Origin of the sequence: Streptomyces sp. LHD-70 (assembly GCF_031157275.1) — a bacterium.
Lineage (GTDB): Bacteria > Actinomycetota > Actinomycetes > Streptomycetales > Streptomycetaceae > Streptomyces.
On record NZ_JAVIFW010000008.1, the window covers coordinates 323088 to 340995 of the forward strand.

The 17908-nt window shown below is 69.9% G+C and carries 13 protein-coding genes; 1 reads left to right on the forward strand and 12 read right to left on the reverse strand.

Going from position 1 to position 17908, the window contains the following annotated elements; translation table 11 throughout:
* Window positions 1-288: 288 nt before the first annotated feature.
* A complete protein-coding gene (locus RCO28_RS18385) occupies window positions 289-1101 on the reverse strand; it encodes an HAD family hydrolase (RefSeq protein WP_308942205.1) in 813 nt (270 codons plus the stop codon).
* A gap of 264 nt (window positions 1102-1365) precedes the next feature.
* Between RCO28_RS18385 and fahA the strand changes: the two genes are divergently transcribed.
* Complete coding sequence (fahA, locus tag RCO28_RS18390) at window positions 1366-2610, forward strand: fumarylacetoacetase (RefSeq protein ID WP_308942206.1); 1245 nt, start codon at window positions 1366-1368, stop codon at window positions 2608-2610.
* 141 nt (window positions 2611-2751) lie between these two features.
* Here fahA and recQ read toward each other — a convergent pair whose 3' ends face one another.
* The 11 genes from recQ to nuoE form a co-directional block, all read right to left on the reverse strand.
* Entirely contained in the window at window positions 2752-4653 is a 1902-nt protein-coding gene (recQ, locus tag RCO28_RS18395; RefSeq protein ID WP_308942277.1) for a DNA helicase RecQ, read from the reverse strand.
* 196 nt (window positions 4654-4849) lie between these two features.
* Complete coding sequence (gene nuoN / locus RCO28_RS18400) at window positions 4850-6496, reverse strand: NADH-quinone oxidoreductase subunit NuoN (RefSeq protein ID WP_308942207.1); 1647 nt, start codon at window positions 6494-6496, stop codon at window positions 4850-4852.
* On the reverse strand, window positions 6493-8064 hold the full coding sequence (locus tag RCO28_RS18405; protein WP_308942208.1) for an NADH-quinone oxidoreductase subunit M: 1572 nt from the start codon (window positions 8062-8064) through the stop codon (window positions 6493-6495). The genes nuoN and RCO28_RS18405 overlap by 4 nt, the downstream gene beginning before the upstream one ends.
* Window positions 8065-8069: 5 nt before the next feature.
* Window positions 8070-9968 carry an NADH-quinone oxidoreductase subunit L gene (gene nuoL, locus RCO28_RS18410; protein ID WP_308942209.1) on the reverse strand — a complete coding sequence of 633 codons (1899 nt, stop codon included), beginning with the start codon at window positions 9966-9968 and terminating at the stop codon, window positions 8070-8072.
* Window positions 9969-9983: 15 nt separating this feature from the next.
* Window positions 9984-10283 (reverse strand): NADH-quinone oxidoreductase subunit NuoK, encoded by a 300-nt coding sequence (gene nuoK / locus RCO28_RS18415; protein WP_282511281.1) that lies wholly within the window; start codon window positions 10281-10283, stop codon window positions 9984-9986.
* Window positions 10280-11143: an NADH-quinone oxidoreductase subunit J gene (locus tag RCO28_RS18420; RefSeq protein WP_308942210.1), complete on the reverse strand. Its 864-nt coding sequence runs from the start codon at window positions 11141-11143 to the stop codon at window positions 10280-10282. Before RCO28_RS18420 ends, nuoK begins: the two co-directional genes overlap by 4 nt.
* Window positions 11140-11736, reverse strand: coding sequence for an NADH-quinone oxidoreductase subunit NuoI (gene nuoI / locus RCO28_RS18425; protein ID WP_374991193.1), 597 nt, complete (start codon window positions 11734-11736; stop codon window positions 11140-11142). Before nuoI ends, RCO28_RS18420 begins: the two co-directional genes overlap by 4 nt.
* 100 nt (window positions 11737-11836) lie before the next feature.
* Window positions 11837-13195 (reverse strand): NADH-quinone oxidoreductase subunit NuoH, encoded by a 1359-nt coding sequence (gene nuoH / locus RCO28_RS18430; protein ID WP_308942279.1) that lies wholly within the window; start codon window positions 13193-13195, stop codon window positions 11837-11839.
* A 26-nt stretch (window positions 13196-13221) separates the two neighbouring features.
* Entirely contained in the window at window positions 13222-15723 is a 2502-nt protein-coding gene (locus RCO28_RS18435) for an NADH-quinone oxidoreductase subunit G (RefSeq protein ID WP_308942211.1), read from the reverse strand.
* Complete coding sequence (gene nuoF, locus RCO28_RS18440) at window positions 15720-17102, reverse strand: NADH-quinone oxidoreductase subunit NuoF (RefSeq protein WP_308942212.1); 1383 nt, start codon at window positions 17100-17102, stop codon at window positions 15720-15722. The genes RCO28_RS18435 and nuoF overlap by 4 nt, the downstream gene beginning before the upstream one ends.
* Complete coding sequence (gene nuoE, locus RCO28_RS18445) at window positions 17102-17908, reverse strand: NADH-quinone oxidoreductase subunit NuoE (protein ID WP_308942280.1); 807 nt, start codon at window positions 17906-17908, stop codon at window positions 17102-17104. The genes nuoF and nuoE overlap by 1 nt, the downstream gene beginning before the upstream one ends.

A 17908-nucleotide genomic window follows, 5' to 3' on the forward strand; every position in this document is an offset into this window, starting at 1 on the left:
GGTTCTCGGGCGAGCCTGGCATGGGGCTATTCCGGGGCGAGCCGCCAGGCGCGGGTCGGTCGCCGGTCGGGGGGCCTGGCTTGGGCCTGATCCCGTGCGGGCCTGGCGCGGGCCTGATCCCGGGCGGACCGCCAGAAACCGACTGGTCGCCGGGCGGGCGCGGCGCGGGCCGGTTCCGGAGCGGGCCGACCGGCACAGGCCGGTCCCCGGTCAAGCCGCCGACCGGCACGGGCCGGTCCCCGGGTGGCGGGCCTCCGCTCCAGGACCGCACGAGACCCCCAACTCCCCCTAGCCGAAGCCGAAGAGCCGCTCCAGGGCGACCGCCACGCCGTCCTCCTCGTTCGACGACGTGATCTCGTCCGCCACTGCCTTCAGCTCCTCGTGGGCGTTGGCCATCGCCACTCCGTACCCGGACCAGCGGAACATCGGCACGTCGTTGGGCATGTCCCCGAACGTGACCGCGGCCGCCGCCGGGATGCCCGACATCTCGGCGGCCAGGGCCAGGCCCGTCGCCTTGGTCACGCCGAGGGGCTGCAGCTCCACCGTTCCCGGCCCCGCCATCGTCATCGTGACCAGGCCGTCCGTGACCGTGCGCGCCACCGCCACCAACTCGTCGTCCCCCAGGGAGGGATGGCGCACCAGGACCTTGTTGATCGGCCGGTCCCACAGCGCCGCCCGCAGGCCCACCCGGACCGCCGGCAGCGTCGGGTGCGACGGCTCGTACCCCGGCTCCATCAGCATCAGGCCGTCCATGCCGTCCTGGTTGACCGCCGCGAAGACCTCCCCGACCTCCGCCTCGATCTTGCCGAGGGCAGTCTCCGCGATCTCCCGGTCCAGTGTCAGCGCACTCACCAGCCGGCCCGCACCCGCGTCGAAGACCTGCGCCCCCTGCCCGCAGACGGCAAGCCCGCGGTAGTCGATCTCCATCAGCAGATGCCGGACCTGCGGCGCCGGGCGGCCGGTGACCACGATGTGCTGCGCCCCGGCCGCCGAGACCCGCGCGAGCGCGGCCCGCGAGCGAGCGGAGACGGTGTCGCCAGGGCGCAACAGAGTGCCGTCGAGGTCGGTGGCGACGAGGGAGAAGGGGGGTGCGGAGACCATGGCCACAGAATACGGAGACCCCAACAAAGCCCACAAAAGAGGACGTTGACCTTTTCCCGCCCCTCACATCACCTCCGTCACACCGCCTCCCGAACCTCCGTGACCTCTCCCCTGACCTGCGCGAGGACCTCGGCGCCGGGTCCGGAACACACCGCACCAGCAACCTCTTTCCGGGCATTAAGGACTGTTCAGGCACTGCCGCCATGGGCATCCTCCGACGTAACGTGTGATCAACCCGACGCAGGAAAGTGAGGCACGCGACCCATGCCCGAGCAGAGCCCGCTCGACCTCCCCGAGGGCGACCCCTTCGGCCCGCACAACCTTCCGTACGGCGTCTTCTCCCTCCCCGGCTCCCCGAGCGGCGACGACCACCGCAGGGTCGGGGTCCGCCTCGGCTCCCATGTGCTCGACGCCGGTGCCGCCGCGCACGCCCTGGGCTCTCCCTATGCCTCGCTGCTCGCCCAGCCGACGCTCAACCCGCTCCTCGCCTCCGGCCCGCAGACCTGGAGCGATGTGCGCCGCGCGCTCACGGCCTGGGTGACGGTGCCCTCGCACCAGGAGGAGGTGCGCCCCTTCTTCCACGCCCTCGCGGACGTCACCCTGCACCTGCCGTACGACGTCGCCGACTACGTCGACTTCTACGCCAGCGAGCACCACGCCACGAACCTCGGCCGCCTCTTCCGCCCCGACTCCGAGCCGCTGCTGCCCAACTGGAAGCACCTGCCGGTCGGTTACCACGGCCGGGCCGGCACCGTCGTCGTCTCCGGCACCGACGTGGTGCGCCCCTGCGGCCAGCGCAAGGCCCCCTCGGCCACCGAGCCCACCTTCGGCGCGTCCGCCAAGCTCGATATCGAGGCCGAGGTCGGCTTCGTCGTGGGCGCCCCCTCCGGGCTCGGCAGCGCCGTACCGCTCTCCTCCTTCCGTGACCACGTCTTCGGTCTGTCCCTGCTCAACGACTGGTCCGCCCGGGACATCCAGCCCTGGGAGTACGTCCCGCTCGGCCCGTTCGTCGCGAAGTCCTTCGCCACGTCCGTCTCCGCCTGGGTCACCCCCCTCGAAGCCCTGGACCACGCCCGCGTCACCCCGCCGGCTCGCGACGTCGCCGTACTGCCCTACCTGGACGATTCCGCGGAGGACGAGCCCGGCGGCTACGACCTGCGGATCAGCGTCTCCCTCAACGGCGAGGTCATCTCCGAGCCGCCGTTCGCCGGCATGTACTGGACGGGCGCCCAGATGCTGACCCATATGACCGTCGGCGGCGCCTCCCTGCGCACCGGCGATCTCTACGGCTCAGGGACCGTCAGCGGCACCGAGACCGACCAGCGGGGCTCCCTGATCGAGCTCACCTGGAACGGCACCGAACCGCTCGAACTCCCCACCGGCAAGCGGACGTTCCTCGAGGACGGCGACGAGATCACCCTGACCGCCTGGGCCCCCGGCCCGGACGGCGTCCGCGTGGGCCTCGGCGAGGTGAGCGGCCGCATCGCGCCCGCCCGCACCACGGACTGACCGCACGGACCGACCGCGCCTCGACTCCGGGTGGGCCGGGACCGCCCTACGGCGAACCGGCCCACCACCGCCCTCACCCCTCGAAAGGGCCAGGACTCGAGGACCCGTCACCCCTCGAAGCCACCAGGACCGAGGCCGCCCTCACCCCTCAAAGCCCTCCAGGACTCCGAGGACGCCCTCGCCCCACGTCGCCAGCTTCTTCTCGCCCACTCCGCCGATGCCGCCCAACTGCTCCACCGAGGCCGGGCGGGCCAGGGCGATCTCGCGCAGCGTCGCATCGTGGAAGATCACATACGCCGGGACGCCCTGCTCCTTGGCCTGCTCGGCCCGCCACGCACGCAGCGCCTCGAAGACCGGCAGCGCCTCCTCCGGCAGGTCGACCGGAGCCTTGCTCTTCCGCTCGCCCTTGACGCCACCGGCCGAGCCACGGGAGGCGGCCTTCTTCGGCTCCTTGCGCAGCAGCACCTCCCGCTGTCTGCCGAGGACCGCCCCGCTCCCCTCGGTCAGCACCAGCGTGCTGTACTCCCCCTCGACCGCGAGCAGCCCCTGAGCCAGCAACTGCCGCACCACGCCCCGCCATTCGGCCTCCGCCAGCTCCTCGCCGATCCCGAAGACCGACAGCTGGTCGTGGTCGAAGCGAATCACCTTGGCGGTCTTGCGGCCGAGCAGGATGTCGACGATCTGGCCCACGCCGAACTTCTGCCGACGCTCCCGGTCCAGACGCACCACCGCCGACAGCACCTTCTGGGCCGCGACTGTGCCGTCCCAGGTCTCCGGCGCCGTCAGGCACGTATCGCAGTTGCCGCAGCCCTCGCTGCCCGGCTCCTGGCCGAAGTACGCGAGGAGTTGGGCCCGCCGGCACTGCACGGTCTCGCAGAGGGCGAGCATCGAGTCCAGGTGGGCGGCAGCGCGGCGCCGGAAGGCCTCGTCACCCTCGCCGGACTGGATGAGCTTGCGCTGCTGTACGACGTCGTTCAGTCCGTACGCCATCCAGGCCGTGGACGGGAGTCCGTCGCGGCCCGCGCGGCCCGTCTCCTGGTAGTACCCCTCCACCGACTTGGGCAGGTCGAGGTGGGCGACGAAGCGTACGTCCGGCTTGTCGATGCCCATGCCGAACGCGATGGTCGCCACCACCACGAGGCCCTCCTCGCGCAGGAAGCGGGCCTGGTGCGTCGCGCGCGTCCCCGCGTCGAGCCCCGCGTGGTACGGCACCGCCTTGATGCCGTTGCGGCAGAGGAACTCGGCGGTCTTCTCCACGGAGTTGCGCGAGAGGCAGTAGACGATGCCCGCGTCCGACGGGTGCTCCTCGCGCAGGAACCGCAGGAGCTGCTTCTTCGGCTCGTCCTTGGGCACGATGCGGTACTGGATGTTGGGCCGGTCGAAGCTGGCCTCGAAGTGGCGGGCCTGCGGCATGGCAAGCCGCTCGGTGATCTCGCGGTGGGTGGCCCGCGTCGCCGTGGCCGTGAGCGCGATCCGGGGGACCTCGGGCCAGCGCTGTCCGAGCAGCGAGAGCGAGAGATAGTCGGGCCGGAAGTCGTGGCCCCACTGCGCCACGCAGTGTGCCTCGTCGATGGCGAAGACGGAGATCTTGGCGCGCTCGATCAGGTCGAGCGTGGACTCCAGGCGGAGCCGCTCGGGTGCCAGATACAGCAGGTCCAGCTCACCGGCGAGCAGCTCGGCCTCGACCAGGCGGCGCTCCTCGAAGTCCTGCGTGGAGTTCATGAAACCGGCCCGCACACCGAGAGCCCGCAGCGCGTCCACCTGGTCCTGCATCAGGGCGATCAGCGGCGAGACCACGACTCCCGTGCCGGGCCTGACCAGCGCCGGGATCTGATAGCAGAGCGACTTGCCGCCGCCCGTGGGCATGAGCACGACCGCGTCCCCACCGGCGACGACATGCTCGATGACCGCTTCCTGCTCCCCGCGGAAGCTGTCGTACCCGAAGACACGCTGGAGCGTGCTCAGGGCGTCGCTCCGCGTCACATCGGTCTCGGTCCGGTGCTGCTCCGCACCGGCCTGGCCTTGTTCCCCGGCCACGTCCATCACCACGGTCCCGTTCATCGTCTGTCCCCCCGTACGCCGTCCTTCGACCACTGCAGCCACGATAGGCCGCCCGGCCGACAGTCCCGAAAAGTTATCCACAGGCTGGGGGTGCTGGTAGGAAAAGTCGTGCCCGGTCCCCCTGAAGAGGGACCGGGCACCGGACCACAGAGCCACCGCGCACCACGCGGACGTCAGGTCAGCGGACGAAGACTCCCGCCTGACCGGCCAGGTCGAGGAAGTACTGCGGAGCCACACCGAGGACCAGCGTGACCGCCACACCCACCCCGATCGCCGTCATCGTCAGCGGCGAGGGCACCGCGACCGTCGGGCCCTCGGGCTTCGGCTCGCTGAAGAACATGAGCACGATCACGCGGATGTAGAAGAAGGCCGCGATCGCCGACGAGATCACACCGATCACGACGAGCGCGCCCGCCCCGCCCTCGGCCGCCGCCTTGAACACCGCGAACTTGCCGGAGAACCCGGAGGTCAGCGGGATGCCCGCGAAGGCCAGGAGGAACACCGCGAAGACCGCCGCGACCAGCGGTGAACGCCGCCCGAGACCGGCCCACTTGGACAGGTGCGTGGCCTCGCCGCCGGCGTCCCGCACCAGTGTGACCACGGCGAAGGCGCCGACTGTCACGAAGGAGTACGCGCCGAGATAGAACAGCACCGACGAGATGCCGTCCGGCGTCGCCGCGATCACACCGGCGAGGATGAAGCCCGCGTGTGCGATCGAGGAGTACGCGAGGAGCCGCTTGATGTCGGTCTGCGTGATGGCGACGATCGCGCCGAGCAGCATCGTGACGATCGCGACGCCCCACATCACCGGCCGCCAGTCCCAGCGCAGGCCCGGCAGCACCACGTAGAGCAGCCGGAGCAGCGCTCCGAACGCCGCGACCTTGGTGGCCGCCGCCATGAAGCCGGTGACCGGGGTCGGAGCGCCCTGGTAGACGTCGGGCGTCCACATGTGGAACGGAACGGCGCCGACCTTGAAGAGCAGGCCCATGAGGATCATGGCGCCGCCGACGAGCAGCAGCGCGTCGTTCCCCATGGTGTCGGCGAGGGCCGGGTCGATGTTCTGCACGGTGCCGTCGACCACGTCGGCGATCCCGGCGTACGAGACCGTGCCCGCGTAGCCGTAGACGAGGGCGATGCCGAAGAGCAGGAACGCCGACGAGAAGGCGCCGAGCAGGAAGTACTTGACCGCCGCCTCCTGCGACATGAGGCGCTTGCGGCGGGCCAGGGCGCACAGCAGATACAGCGGGAGGGAGAAGACCTCGAGGGCGATGAACAGCGTCAGGAGGTCGTTCGCCGCGGGGAAGACCAGCATGCCGCCGATCGCGAACAGCGCGAGCGGGAAGACTTCGGTCGTGGTGAACCCGGCCTTGATGGCTGCCTTCTCGCCGTCGCTGCCCGGCACCGACGCGGCCTGAGCCGTGAAGGAGTCGACCTGGTTTCCGTGCGCCTGCGGGTCGAGCCGCCGCTCGGCGAAGGTGAAGACCGCGACGAGCCCGGTCAGCAGGATCGTGCCCTGCAGGAACAGGGCCGGTCCGTCGACGGCGATCGCGCCCATGGCGACGATCTGCGCCTCCGTGGAGGCGTGTCCGCCCGCCGCGAGCCCGATCACGGCGGCGAACGCGGCCACCAGGGCGACCACGGTCACGAACATCTGCACGTAATAGCGGGCTTTGCGGCCGACGAAGGCTTCGACGACGATGCCCACCACGGCCGCGCCGATCACGATCAGCGTGGGCAGAAGCTGGGCGTACTCGATGGTCGGGGCGTCGATCTTCTCGATCGGCGCCGCGGTTGTCCACAGGCTGTGGACGGCTGATGCGCTCACTTGGCCGCCTCCACCTCGGGCTTGGGGTCCTTCTTCTGTACGTCGGACATGGTGTGGCCGACCGCCGGGTTCACCAGATCGGTGAGCGGCTTCGGGTAGACACCGAGGAAGATCAGCAAGGCGATCAGCGGTGCGACGACGACGAGTTCACGCACCCGCAGGTCCGGCATCTTGGCGACTTCGACCTTGACCGGGCCCGTCATCGTCCGCTGGTAGAGGACGAGGGTGTAGAGCGCGGCGAGCACGATGCCGACGGTGGCGATGATGCCGATCACCGGGTAGCGCGCGAACGTGCCGACCAGGACCAGGAATTCACTCACGAAGGGCGCGAGCCCGGGCAGCGAGAGCGTCGCGAGCGAGCCGACCAGGAAGGTGCCCGCGAGCACCGGCGCCACCTTCTGCACCCCGCCGTAGTCCGCGATGAGCCGCGAGCCGCGCCGGGAGATCAGGAAGCCGGCGACCAGCATCAGCGCGGCGGTGGAGATGCCGTGATTGATCATGTAGAGCGTCGCGCCGCTCTGGCCCTGCGAGGTCATCGCGAAGATGCCCATGATGATGAAGCCGAAGTGCGAGATCGACGCGTACGCCACCAGGCGCTTGATGTCGCGCTGGCCGACGGCGAGCAGCGCGCCGTAGACGATCGAGATCAGCGCGAGCACCAGGATCACCGGCGTCGCCCACTTCGAGGCCTCCGGGAACAGCTGGAGGCAGAAGCGGAGCATCGCGAACGTGCCGACCTTGTCGACGACGGCCGTGATCAGGACGGCGACTGGGGCGGTGGCCTCACCCATGGCGTTGGGCAGCCAGGTGTGCAGTGGCCACAGGGGCGCCTTCACCGCGAACGCGAAGAAGAAGCCGAGGAAGAGCAGCCGCTCGGTGTTGGTCGCCATCTCCAGCTCGCCGCTCGCGCGGGCGGCGGCGATCTCCTGGAGCGAGAAGTTCCCCGCGACCACATAGAGGCCGATGACCGCGGCCAGCATGATCAGGCCGCCGACCAGGTTGTAGAGCAGGAACTTCACTGCAGCGTAGCTGCGTTGGGCGGCGGCCTTCTCGTCGCTGCCCGCGTGGGCCCGGTCCCCGAAGCCTCCGATGAGGAAGTACATCGGGATGAGCATGGCTTCGAAGAGGATGTAGAAGAGGAAGACGTCGGTGGCCTCGAAGGAGAGGATCACCATCGCCTCGACCATCAGGATCAGGGCGAAGAAGCCCTGCGTGGGTCGCCAGCGCTTGCTCCCGGTCTCCTCCGGGTCGGCGTCGTGCCAGCCGGCGAGGATCACGAACGGGATCAGCAGGGCCGTCAGGCCGATCAGGGCGACGCCGATGCCGTCGACCCCCAGTTCGTACCGCACGCCGAAGTCCGCGATCCACGCGTGCGACTCGGTGAGTTGGTAGCGCTCGCCGCCGGGGGCGAAGCGCACGCCGATCACGATCGCGAGGACGAGGGTGGCGAGCGAGAAGAACAGCGCCAGCCACTTGGCGGCCGTGCGCCGGGCGGCGGGCACGGCGGCGGTGACGATCGCACCGATCGCCGGCACCGCGGCCGTCGCTGTCAGCAGAGGAAAGGACATCGTGATCAGACCGCCCTCATCAGCAGGGTCGCGGCGATGAGGATCGCCGTACCGCCGAACATCGAGACCGCGTAGGAACGGGCGAAGCCGTTCTGCATCTTGCGCATCCGGCCGGAGAGTCCGCCGAAGCCCGCCGCCGTGCCGTTGACGACGCCGTCGACCATCGTGTGGTCGACGTACACCAGGGAGCGCGTAAGGTGCTCTCCGCCACGGACCAGGACCACATGGTTGAAGTCGTCCTGCAGCAGGTCACGGCGGGCCGCCCGGGTGAGCAGCGAGCCGCGCGGCGCGGTGACCGGGACCGGCTTGCGGCCGTACATCACGTACGCCAGGGCGGCGCCGAGCAGCAGCACCACGACCGTGGAGGCCGTGATCGCCGGGACGCTGATCACCGGGTGCGGGTGCTCGAACTGCGTGACCGGCTCCAGCCACTTCACGAACGACTCGTTGAGCGAGAAGAGACCGCCCGCGAAGACCGAGCCGAAGGCGAGGACGATCATCGGGATCGTCATCGACTTGGGCGACTCGTGCGGATTCGGCTCGTTGCCGTCGGCATCCGGCTGCCAGCGCTTCTCGCCGAAGAACGTCATGATCATCACGCGCGTCATGTAGAAGGCCGTGATGCCCGCGCCGAGAAGGGCGACACCGCCGAAGATCCAGCCGCGGATCCCGTCGTCGTACGCGAACGCCGCCTCGATGATCTTGTCCTTGGACCAGAAGCCGGACAGGCCGGGGAAGCCGATGATCGCGAGGTAGCCGAGCCCGAACGTCACGAACGTGACCGGCATGTACTTGCGGAGGCCGCCGTACTTGCGCATGTCGACCTCGTCGTTCATGCCGTGCATGACCGAGCCGGCGCCGAGGAAGAGCCCGGCCTTGAAGAAGCCGTGCGTCACCAGGTGCATGATCGCGAAGGCGTACCCGATGGGGCCGAGGCCCGCCGCCAGGATCATGTAGCCGATCTGCGACATCGTCGAACCGGCGAGGGCCTTCTTGATGTCGTCCTTCGCGCAACCGACGATCGCACCGAAGAGGAGCGTGACCGCACCGACGATCACGACCGCCAACTGCGCGTCCGGAGCGGCATTGAAGATCGCGCCCGACCTGGTGATGAGGTATACGCCCGCCGTCACCATCGTGGCCGCGTGGATCAGGGCCGAGACCGGGGTCGGGCCCTCCATCGCGTCACCCAGCCAGGACTGCAGCGGGACCTGGGCCGATTTGCCGCAAGCGGCGAGCAGCAGCATCAGGCCGATCGCGGTGAGCATGCCCTCGCTCGTCTCGCCGGTCGACTCCAGGACCGGGCCGAAGGCGAACGTGCCGAACGTCGTGAACATCAGCATGATCGCGATGGACAGGCCCATGTCACCGACGCGGTTGACCAGGAAGGCCTTCTTGGCGGCCGTGGCCGCGCTGGGCTTGTGCTGCCAGAAGCCGATGAGCAGGTACGACGCCAGACCGACGCCCTCCCAACCCACGTACAGCAGCAGGTAGTTGTCGGCGATCACGAGGAGCAGCATCGCCGCGAGGAACAGGTTCAGATAGCCGAAGAAGCGGCGCCTGCGCTCGTCGTGCTCCATGTACCCGATCGAGTAGATGTGGATCAGGGAGCCCACGCCGGTGATCAGGAGCACGAACGTCATCGACAGCTGGTCCAGCTGGAAGGCGACGTCCGCCTGGAACCCCTCGACCGGGATCCAGCTGAACAGCGCCTGGTGCAGGGCGCGGTGCTCCGCGTCCTTGCCGAGCATGTCGACGAAGAGCAGCACGCCGACGACGAAGGAGGCGACCGCGAGCAGCGTGCCGATCCAGTGGCCGCTGCGGTCCAACCGCCGCCCGCCGCACAGCAGTACGGCCGCTCCGAGCAGTGGCGCCGCGACGAGCAGCGCAATCAGGTTCTCCACGATTCTTCCTGCCCCTCAGAGCTTCATCAGGCTGGCGTCGTCGACCGAGGCCGAGTGGCGGGAACGGAACAGGGACACGATGATCGCGAGCCCGACCACGACCTCGGCGGCGGCGACGACCATCGTGAAGAACGCGATGATCTGGCCGTCGAGGTTGCCGTGCATCCGGGAGAAGGTCACAAGGGCGAGGTTGCAGGCGTTGAGCATCAGCTCGATGCACATGAACACCACGATGGCGTTCCGCCTGATCAGCACGCCCGTGGAGCCGATCGCGAACAACAGGGCCGCGAGGTAAAGGTAGTTGACGGGACTCACTTCGCGGCCTCCTTCTTGTCGCCCTTGTCGCCCTTGGCCGCGTCGTCGGTCGACGACGCGGCGTCGCCGCTCCTGCCGAGGCGCTCGTCGGAGCGCTGCTCCAGGGCCTTCAGGTCGTTGAGGGCCTCGCTGGACACGTCACGGATCTGGCCGCGGTCGCGCAGCGTCTTGTTGACCGTGAGCTCCGACGGGGTGCCGTCGGGCAGCAGGCCCGCGATGTCCACGGCGTTGTGCCGGGCGTAGACGCCGGGGGCGGGCAGCGGCGGGAGGTGCTTGCCCTCGCGCACCCGCTCCTCGGCCAGCTCGCGCTGGGTCTTGGCGCGCTCGGTGCGCTCGCGGTGCGTGAGCAGCATGGCGCCGACGGCGGCCGTGATGAGCAGGGCGCCGGTGATCTCGAACGCGAAGACGTACTTCGTGAAGATCAGGGCGGCCAACCCCTCGGTGTTCCCTGCGGAGTTGGCCTGGCCCAGGCCGTTGAACTCCTTCAGGGAGGCGTTCCCGATGCCGCCGACGAGGAGGACCGCGAAGCCGAGGCCGCACAGGGCCGCCAGCCAGCGCTGGCCCTTGATGGTCTCCTTCAGGGAGTCCGCGGCCGTGACACCGACCAGCATGACGACGAAGAGGAACAGCATCATGATCGCGCCGGTATAGACGACGACCTGCACGATGCCCAGGAAATAGGCGCCGTTGGCGAGATAGAAGACCGCCAGAATGATCATGGTGCCGGCCAGGCAGAGCGCACTGTGCACGGCCTTCTTCATGAAGACGGTGCACAGGGCGCCGATCACCGCGACGGTGGCGAGGACCCAGAACTGGAAGGCCTCGCCGGAGGAGGTGGCATAGGCGGCGAGCGTGCTCATCGGCCGATCACCTTCTTCGACGCCGGCTCCTCGGGGCCGAAGGTCGACTCCGCCTCCTGCACCACCTCGCCCTTGGAGTGGGCGACTTGGGGCTCGGTGCCGGGGGCCGCCTCGGTGACCAGGCCGCGGTAGTAGTCCTGCTCGTCCATGCCCGGGTAGATCGCGTGCGGGCTGTCGACCATGCCCTCCTCCAGGCCGGCGAGCAGCTGCTCCTTGGTGAAGATGAGCTTCTCGCGGCTGGAGTCGGCCAGCTCGAACTCGTTCGTCATCGTCAACGCGCGCGTGGGGCACGCCTCGATGCACAGGCCGCACAGGATGCAGCGGGCGTAGTTGATCTGGTACACCCGCCCGTACCGCTCGCCCGGGGAGTAGCGCTCCTCGTCGGTGTTGTCCGCGCCCTCGACGTAGATCGCGTCCGCCGGGCAGGCCCAGGCGCACAACTCGCAGCCGACGCACTTCTCCAGGCCGTCCGGGTGCCGGTTGAGCTGGTGACGGCCGTGGAAGCGCGGCGCTGTGACCTTCTTCTGCTCCGGGTACTGCTCGGTCAGCCGCTTCTTGAACATGGCCTTGAAGGTCACGCCGAAGCCGGCCACGGGGTTGTGGAACCCCTGCGCCGTGTCCTTGCCCTCGTCCGACCCGGCGTGCTCGCCGGATGCGGCGGGGGACTTCTCGGAATGGTCGTTCCTGGAGATCTCAGACACCGTCAGCCTCCTTTCCGTCACTGGCAGTATCGACGCCACCACTGACAATCAACTCCCGCTCCTGGCGCGAGCGTCGACGCGGCACGGGCGGCAGGGTCTGTCCCGGAAGCGGCGGCACGGGATATCCGCCGGCCATCGGGTCGAACGCGGGCTCCCGCTCGGGCGGTTCGGCCCGCGCCTCGGCCTTCTCCCGCTTGTCGCGGAAGATGTCGACGACGAAGGAGATCAGCAGCACGGCCAGGACGCCGCCGCCGACGTACAGCACGATCCCCGTGAACGCGACGTTCTCGTTCCGCAGCGTGCGTACGGTCGCCACGAGCATCAGCCAGGCCACCGAGACCGGGATGAGCACCTTCCAGCCGAGCTTCATCAGCTGGTCGTAGCGGACGCGGGGCAGGGTGCCGCGCAGCCAGATGAAGAAGAACAACAGCAACTGGACCTTGAGGACGAACCAGAGCATCGGCCACCAGCCCTGGTTGGCGCCCTCCCAGAAGGTGCTGATCGGCCAGGGCGCGCGCCAGCCGCCGAGGAACAGCGTGGTGGCGACGGCCGAGACCGTCACCATGTTCACGTACTCGGCGAGCATGAACAGCGCGAACTTGATGGAGCTGTACTCGGTGTTGAAGCCGCCGACGAGGTCGCCCTCGGACTCCGGCATGTCGAACGGGGCGCGGTTGGTCTCGCCGACCATCGTGACCACGTACAGCAGGAACGACACCGGCAGCAGCAGGATGTACCACCGGTCGCCCTGCGCCTCCACGATCGCCGAGGTCGACATCGAGCCGGAGTAGAGGAAGACGGAGGCGAACGCGGCGCCCATCGCGATCTCGTACGAGATCATCTGCGCGCACGAGCGAAGCCCGCCGAGCAGGGGGTACGTCGAGCCGGAGGACCAGCCCGCGAGCACGATGCCGTAGATGCCGACGGAGGCGACCGCGAGGATGTAGAGCATCGCGATCGGCAGGTCCGTGAGCTGCATCGTGGTGCGCTGGCCGAAGATCGAGACCTGGTTGTCGGCCGGGCCGAAGGGGATCACCGCGATCGCCATGAACGCCGGGATGGCGGCGACGATCGGCGCGAGGACGTACACCACCTTGTCCGCGCGCTTGACGACCAGGTCCTCCTTGAGCATCAGTTTGATGCCGTCAGCGAGGGACTGGAGCATGCCCCAGGGGCCGTGCCGGTTGGGGCCGACGCGCAGCTGCATCCAGGCGACGACCTTGCGCTCCCACACGATGGAGAACAGCACGGTCACCATCAGGAACGCGAAGCAGAACACCGCCTTGATCGCGACGAGCCACCAGGGGTCGCGCCCGAACATGGACAGGTCTTCCGCGGCGAGCGGACTCATGGCGGCCGCTTCGACGAGTGCCTGATTCATGCCTGCACCTCCTTGGCCTCCGAGGCGGCGGCCATGGCCGGGCCGATGCGGACGAGTTCTCCGGGACGCGCGCCGGTGTCCGAAGTGACCCCGCCGCCAACCGAGTTGAGCGGCAGCCAGACCACCCGGTCGGGCATCTCCGTGACCTGCAGCGGGAGTTGTACGTCGCCTTCGGGGCCGGTGACCGCGAGGACGTCGCCGTCCTTGACGCCCGCCTCGGCGGCGGTGGCCGCGGAGAGCCGGGCCACGGCCGCGTGCCGGGTGCCCGCGAGGGCCTCGTCCCCCTCCTGCAGGCGGCCCCGGTCGAGCAGCAGCCGGTGCCCGGCGAGCACGGCCTCACCGGCGCCGGGACGCGGCAACTGCCCTGCGGTCTCCAGGGGTTCGGTGGCGCGCGGGCCGTCCCAGGCGCCGAGCCGGTCCAGCTCGCGGCGGACGGTGCGCTGGTCCGGCAGGGCCAGGTGGACGTCCATCGCGTCGGCCAGCATGTGCAGCACGCGCGCGTCGGTGGGCGGCAGCTGCCGGGTCATCTGGTCCGGCTTGAGGGCGGCCTCGAACATCCGGGACCGGCCCTCCCAGTTGAGGAACGTGCCGGACTTCTCGGCGACGGCGGCGACCGGAAGGACGACGTCCGCCCGCTCGGTGACCTCGCCGGGCCGCAGTTCGAGGGAGACCACGAAGGCCTCGTCGAGCGCCGCACGCGCGCGTGCCGGGTCCGGCAGGTCCACGACCTCGACACCCGCGACGACCAGGGCACGCAGCTCGCCGCCCGCGGCGGCCTCCACGATCTGCCCGGTGTCGCGGCCGTAGCGGTGCGGCAGTTCGCCCACGCCCCAGACCGCGGCGACCTCGTCACGCGCGCGTGGATCGGTCGCGGGCCGGCCGCCGGGCAGCAGCGTCGGCAGGGCGCCCACCTCCACGGCGCCGCGCTCGCCGGCCCGGCGCGGGATCCACACCAACTGGGCGCCGGTTGCGGTCGCCACGCGCACCGCCGCGGTCAGGCCACCGGCCACGGCGGCGAGCCGCTCGCCGACGACGATCACCGCACCGTCGGCCCGCAGCGCCTCGGCGACCTGTGCACCGTCCTCGCCGAGCCCGACGCCGGAGGCGAGCGCGTCCAGCCACTCGGTCTCGGTGCCGGGCGCCGCGGGAAGCAGCGTGCCGCCCGCCTTCTCCAGGCCGCGGGTGGCGTACGGGGCGAGCGCGAAGGTCCGCTGGCCGTGCTTGCGCCAGGCCTTGCGCAGGCGCAGGAAGACCCCGGGCGCCTCCTCCTCGGCCTCGATCCCGGCGAGCAGCACCGAAGGCGCCTTCTCAAGCGAGGTGTACGTGACGCCCTCGCCGTCGAGATCCCAGCCGCGTCCGGCGACCCGTGCGGCCAGGAAGTCGGCCTCCTCCGAGGAGTGCACGCGCGCGCGGAAGTCGATGTCGTTGCTGCCGAGCGCCACGCGCGCGAACTTGCTGTACGCGTACGCGTCCTCGACGGTGAGCCGCCCGCCCGCGAGCACACCCGCACGCGCGCGTGCGGCCGAAAGCCCCTCGGCCGCCGCCTCCAACGCCTCGGGCCAGCTGGCCGGTTCGAGCACGCCGTCCTCGTTGCGGACGAGCGGGGTGGCGAGCCGGTCACGCTGCTGGGCGTAGCGGAAGCCGAAGCGGCCCTTGTCGCACATCCACTCCTCGTTGACCTCGGGGTCGTCCGCCGCGAGGCGCCGCATGACCTTGCCGCGCCGGTGGTCGGTGCGGGTCGCGCAGCCGCCGGAGCAGTGCTCGCAGACGGACGGCGACGAGACCAGGTCGAAGGGCCGGGAACGGAAGCGGTACGCGGCCGAGGTGAGCGCGCCCACCGGGCAGATCTGGATGGTGTTCCCGGAGAAGTACGACTCGAAGGGGTCGCCCTCGCCGATGCCGACCTGCTGCAGCGCGCCCCGCTCGAGCAGCTCGATCATCGGGTCGCCCGCGACCTGGTTGGAGAACCGGGTGCAGCGCGCACACAGCACACAGCGCTCACGGTCGAGCAGCACCTGCGTGGAGATCGGCACGGGCTTCTCGTACGTACGCTTCTTGCCCTCGAAGCGGGAGTCGGCCTGGCCGTGCGAGACGGCCTGGTTCTGCAGCGGGCACTCGCCGCCCTTGTCGCAGACCGGGCAGTCGAGGGGGTGGTTGATGAGCAGGAGCTCCATCACGCCCTGCTGCGCCTTCTCCGCGACCTGCGACGTCAGCTGGGTCTTGACGACCATGCCGTCGGTGCAGGTGATGGTGCAGGACGCCATCGGCTTGCGCTGGCCCTCGACCTCGACGATGCACTGGCGGCAGGCGCCGGCCGGGTCGAGGAGCGGGTGGTCGCAGAAGCGCGGGATCTCGATGCCGAGCTGCTCGGCGGCGCGGATGACGAGCGTGCCCTTGGGGACGCTGATGTCGGCGCCGTCGATGGTCAGCGAGACCAGGTCCTCCGGCGGAGGAGCCGCCTCTCCGCCCCCGGAGGGAGCATTTGTCGTGACCGTCATGCGTTCACCTCGGAATGTCCGGTGGGCCGGTCCGCCCAGAGAGTCGACTTGGCGGGATCGAAGGGGCAGCCCCTGCCGGTGATGTGCTCCTCGTACTCCTCGCGGAAGTACTTCAGGGAGGAGAAGATCGGCGAGGCGGCGCCGTCGCCGAGGGCGCAGAAGGACTTGCCGTTGATGTTGTCGGCGATGTCGTTCAGCTTGTCGAGGTCGGACATCGCGCCCTTGCCCGCCTCGATGTCCCGGAGCAACTGCACCAGCCAGTACGTCCCTTCGCGGCAGGGCGTGCACTTGCCGCAGGACTCGTGGGCGTAGAACTCGGTCCAGCGCGTGACCGCCCGGACGACGCAGGTGGTCTCGTCGAAGCACTGCAGGGCCTTGGTGCCGAGCATCGATCCGGCGGCGCCGACGCCCTCGTAGTCGAGCGGGACGTCCAGGTGCTCGTCGGTGAACATCGGGGTCGAACTGCCGCCTGGCGTCCAGAACTTGAGGCGGTGGCCGGCCCGCATGCCGCCGCTCATGTCGAGGAGCTGGCGCAGCGTGATGCCGAGCGGGGCCTCGTACTGGCCGGGTGAGGCGACGTGCCCGCTGAGCGAGTAGAGCGTGAAGCCCGGGGACTTCTCGCTGCCCATCGACCTGAACCAGTCCTTGCCCTTGTTCAGGATCGCGGGAACCGACGCGATGGACTCGACGTTGTTCACGACAGTGGGGCAGGCGTACAGACCGGCCACAGCGGGGAAGGGGGGTCGCAGCCGGGGCTGGCCACGCCGCCCTTCGAGAGAGTCGAGCAGCGCGGTTTCCTCGCCACAGATGTACGCACCGGCACCGGCGTGCACAGTGAGTTCAAGATCGAGTCCTGAGCCCAGGATGTCGTTCCCCAGATAACCGGCCTCGTGCGCCTCTCGTACGGCCTCGTGCAAGCGGCGCAGCACGGGGACGACTTCACCCCGCAGGTAGATGAACGCGTGGTTCGACCGGATCGCGTAACAGGCGATCACGATGCCCTCGATGAGGCTGTGCGGATTGGCGTAGAGGAGCGGGATGTCCTTGCAGGTCCCCGGCTCCGACTCGTCAGCGTTGACAACTAGATAGTGCGGTTTTCCGTCGCCCTGCGGGATGAACTGCCACTTCATCCCGGTGGGGAATCCGGCGCCGCCACGGCCGCGCAGACCGGAGTCCTTCACGTACGCGATGAGGTCGTCCGGGGACATGGCGAGGGCCTTGCGGAGGCCTTCGTACCCCTCGTGTCTGCGGTAGGTGTCCAGGGACCAGGGCCGGTCGTCGTCCCAGAACGCGGAGAGGACGGGGGCGAGCAGCTTCTCGGGGCTGTGGTCCCCTCCGGTCTCCGGCCGAGAGCCCCCGTAGGCGGTGGACACGGTCATCACTCCCCCTCCTCGGCGGTGGGACCGGCCGGGTGGTCCGGGTCCGAGGCCGACGTCTGCTGCGGTGCGTCGTGCGAGCTGAGGTGTTCGGCGGGCGAGCCGCCCTGCGGGGCCTCGCCGCGGGGGTGGACCACGCGCGCGGGAAGGGCCTCGCCCTTGGCCAGGCGGAGGCCGATGAGCGAGGCGGGGCCCGCGGCTCCGCCTGCTTCGACGGCGCCCTCGCGCTCGTCCGGGAAGCCGGCGAGGATGCGGGCGGTCTCCTTGAAGGTGCAGATCGGGGCGCCGCGGGTGGGCTCGACGGTGCGGCCCGCGCGCAGGTCGTCCACGAGCCGCTTGGCGGACTCGGGGGTCTGGTTGTCGAAGAACTCCCAGTTGACCATCACCACGGGGGCGAAGTCGCAGGCGGCGTTGCACTCGATGTGTTCGAGGGTGACCTTGCCGTCGTCGGTCGTCTCGTCGTTGCCGACGCCGAGGTGCTGCTTCAGCTCGTCGAAGATGGCGTCGCCGCCCATGACGGCGCACAACGTGTTGGTGCAGACGCCCACTTGGTAGTCGCCGCTCGGCTTGCGCCGGTACATCGTGTAGAAGGTGGCGACCGCGGTGACCTCGGCGGTGGTGAGGCCGAGGACGTCCGCGCAGAACTGCATGCCGGTGCGGGTGACGTGCCCTTCCTCGGACTGCACGAGGTGCAGCAGCGGCAGCAGCGCCGAGCGGGAGTCCGGGTAGCGGGCGATCACCTCGCGCGCGTCGGCTTCGAGCCGGGCGCGTACGTCCGCCGGGTAGTCGGGGGCGGGGAGTCGGGGCAT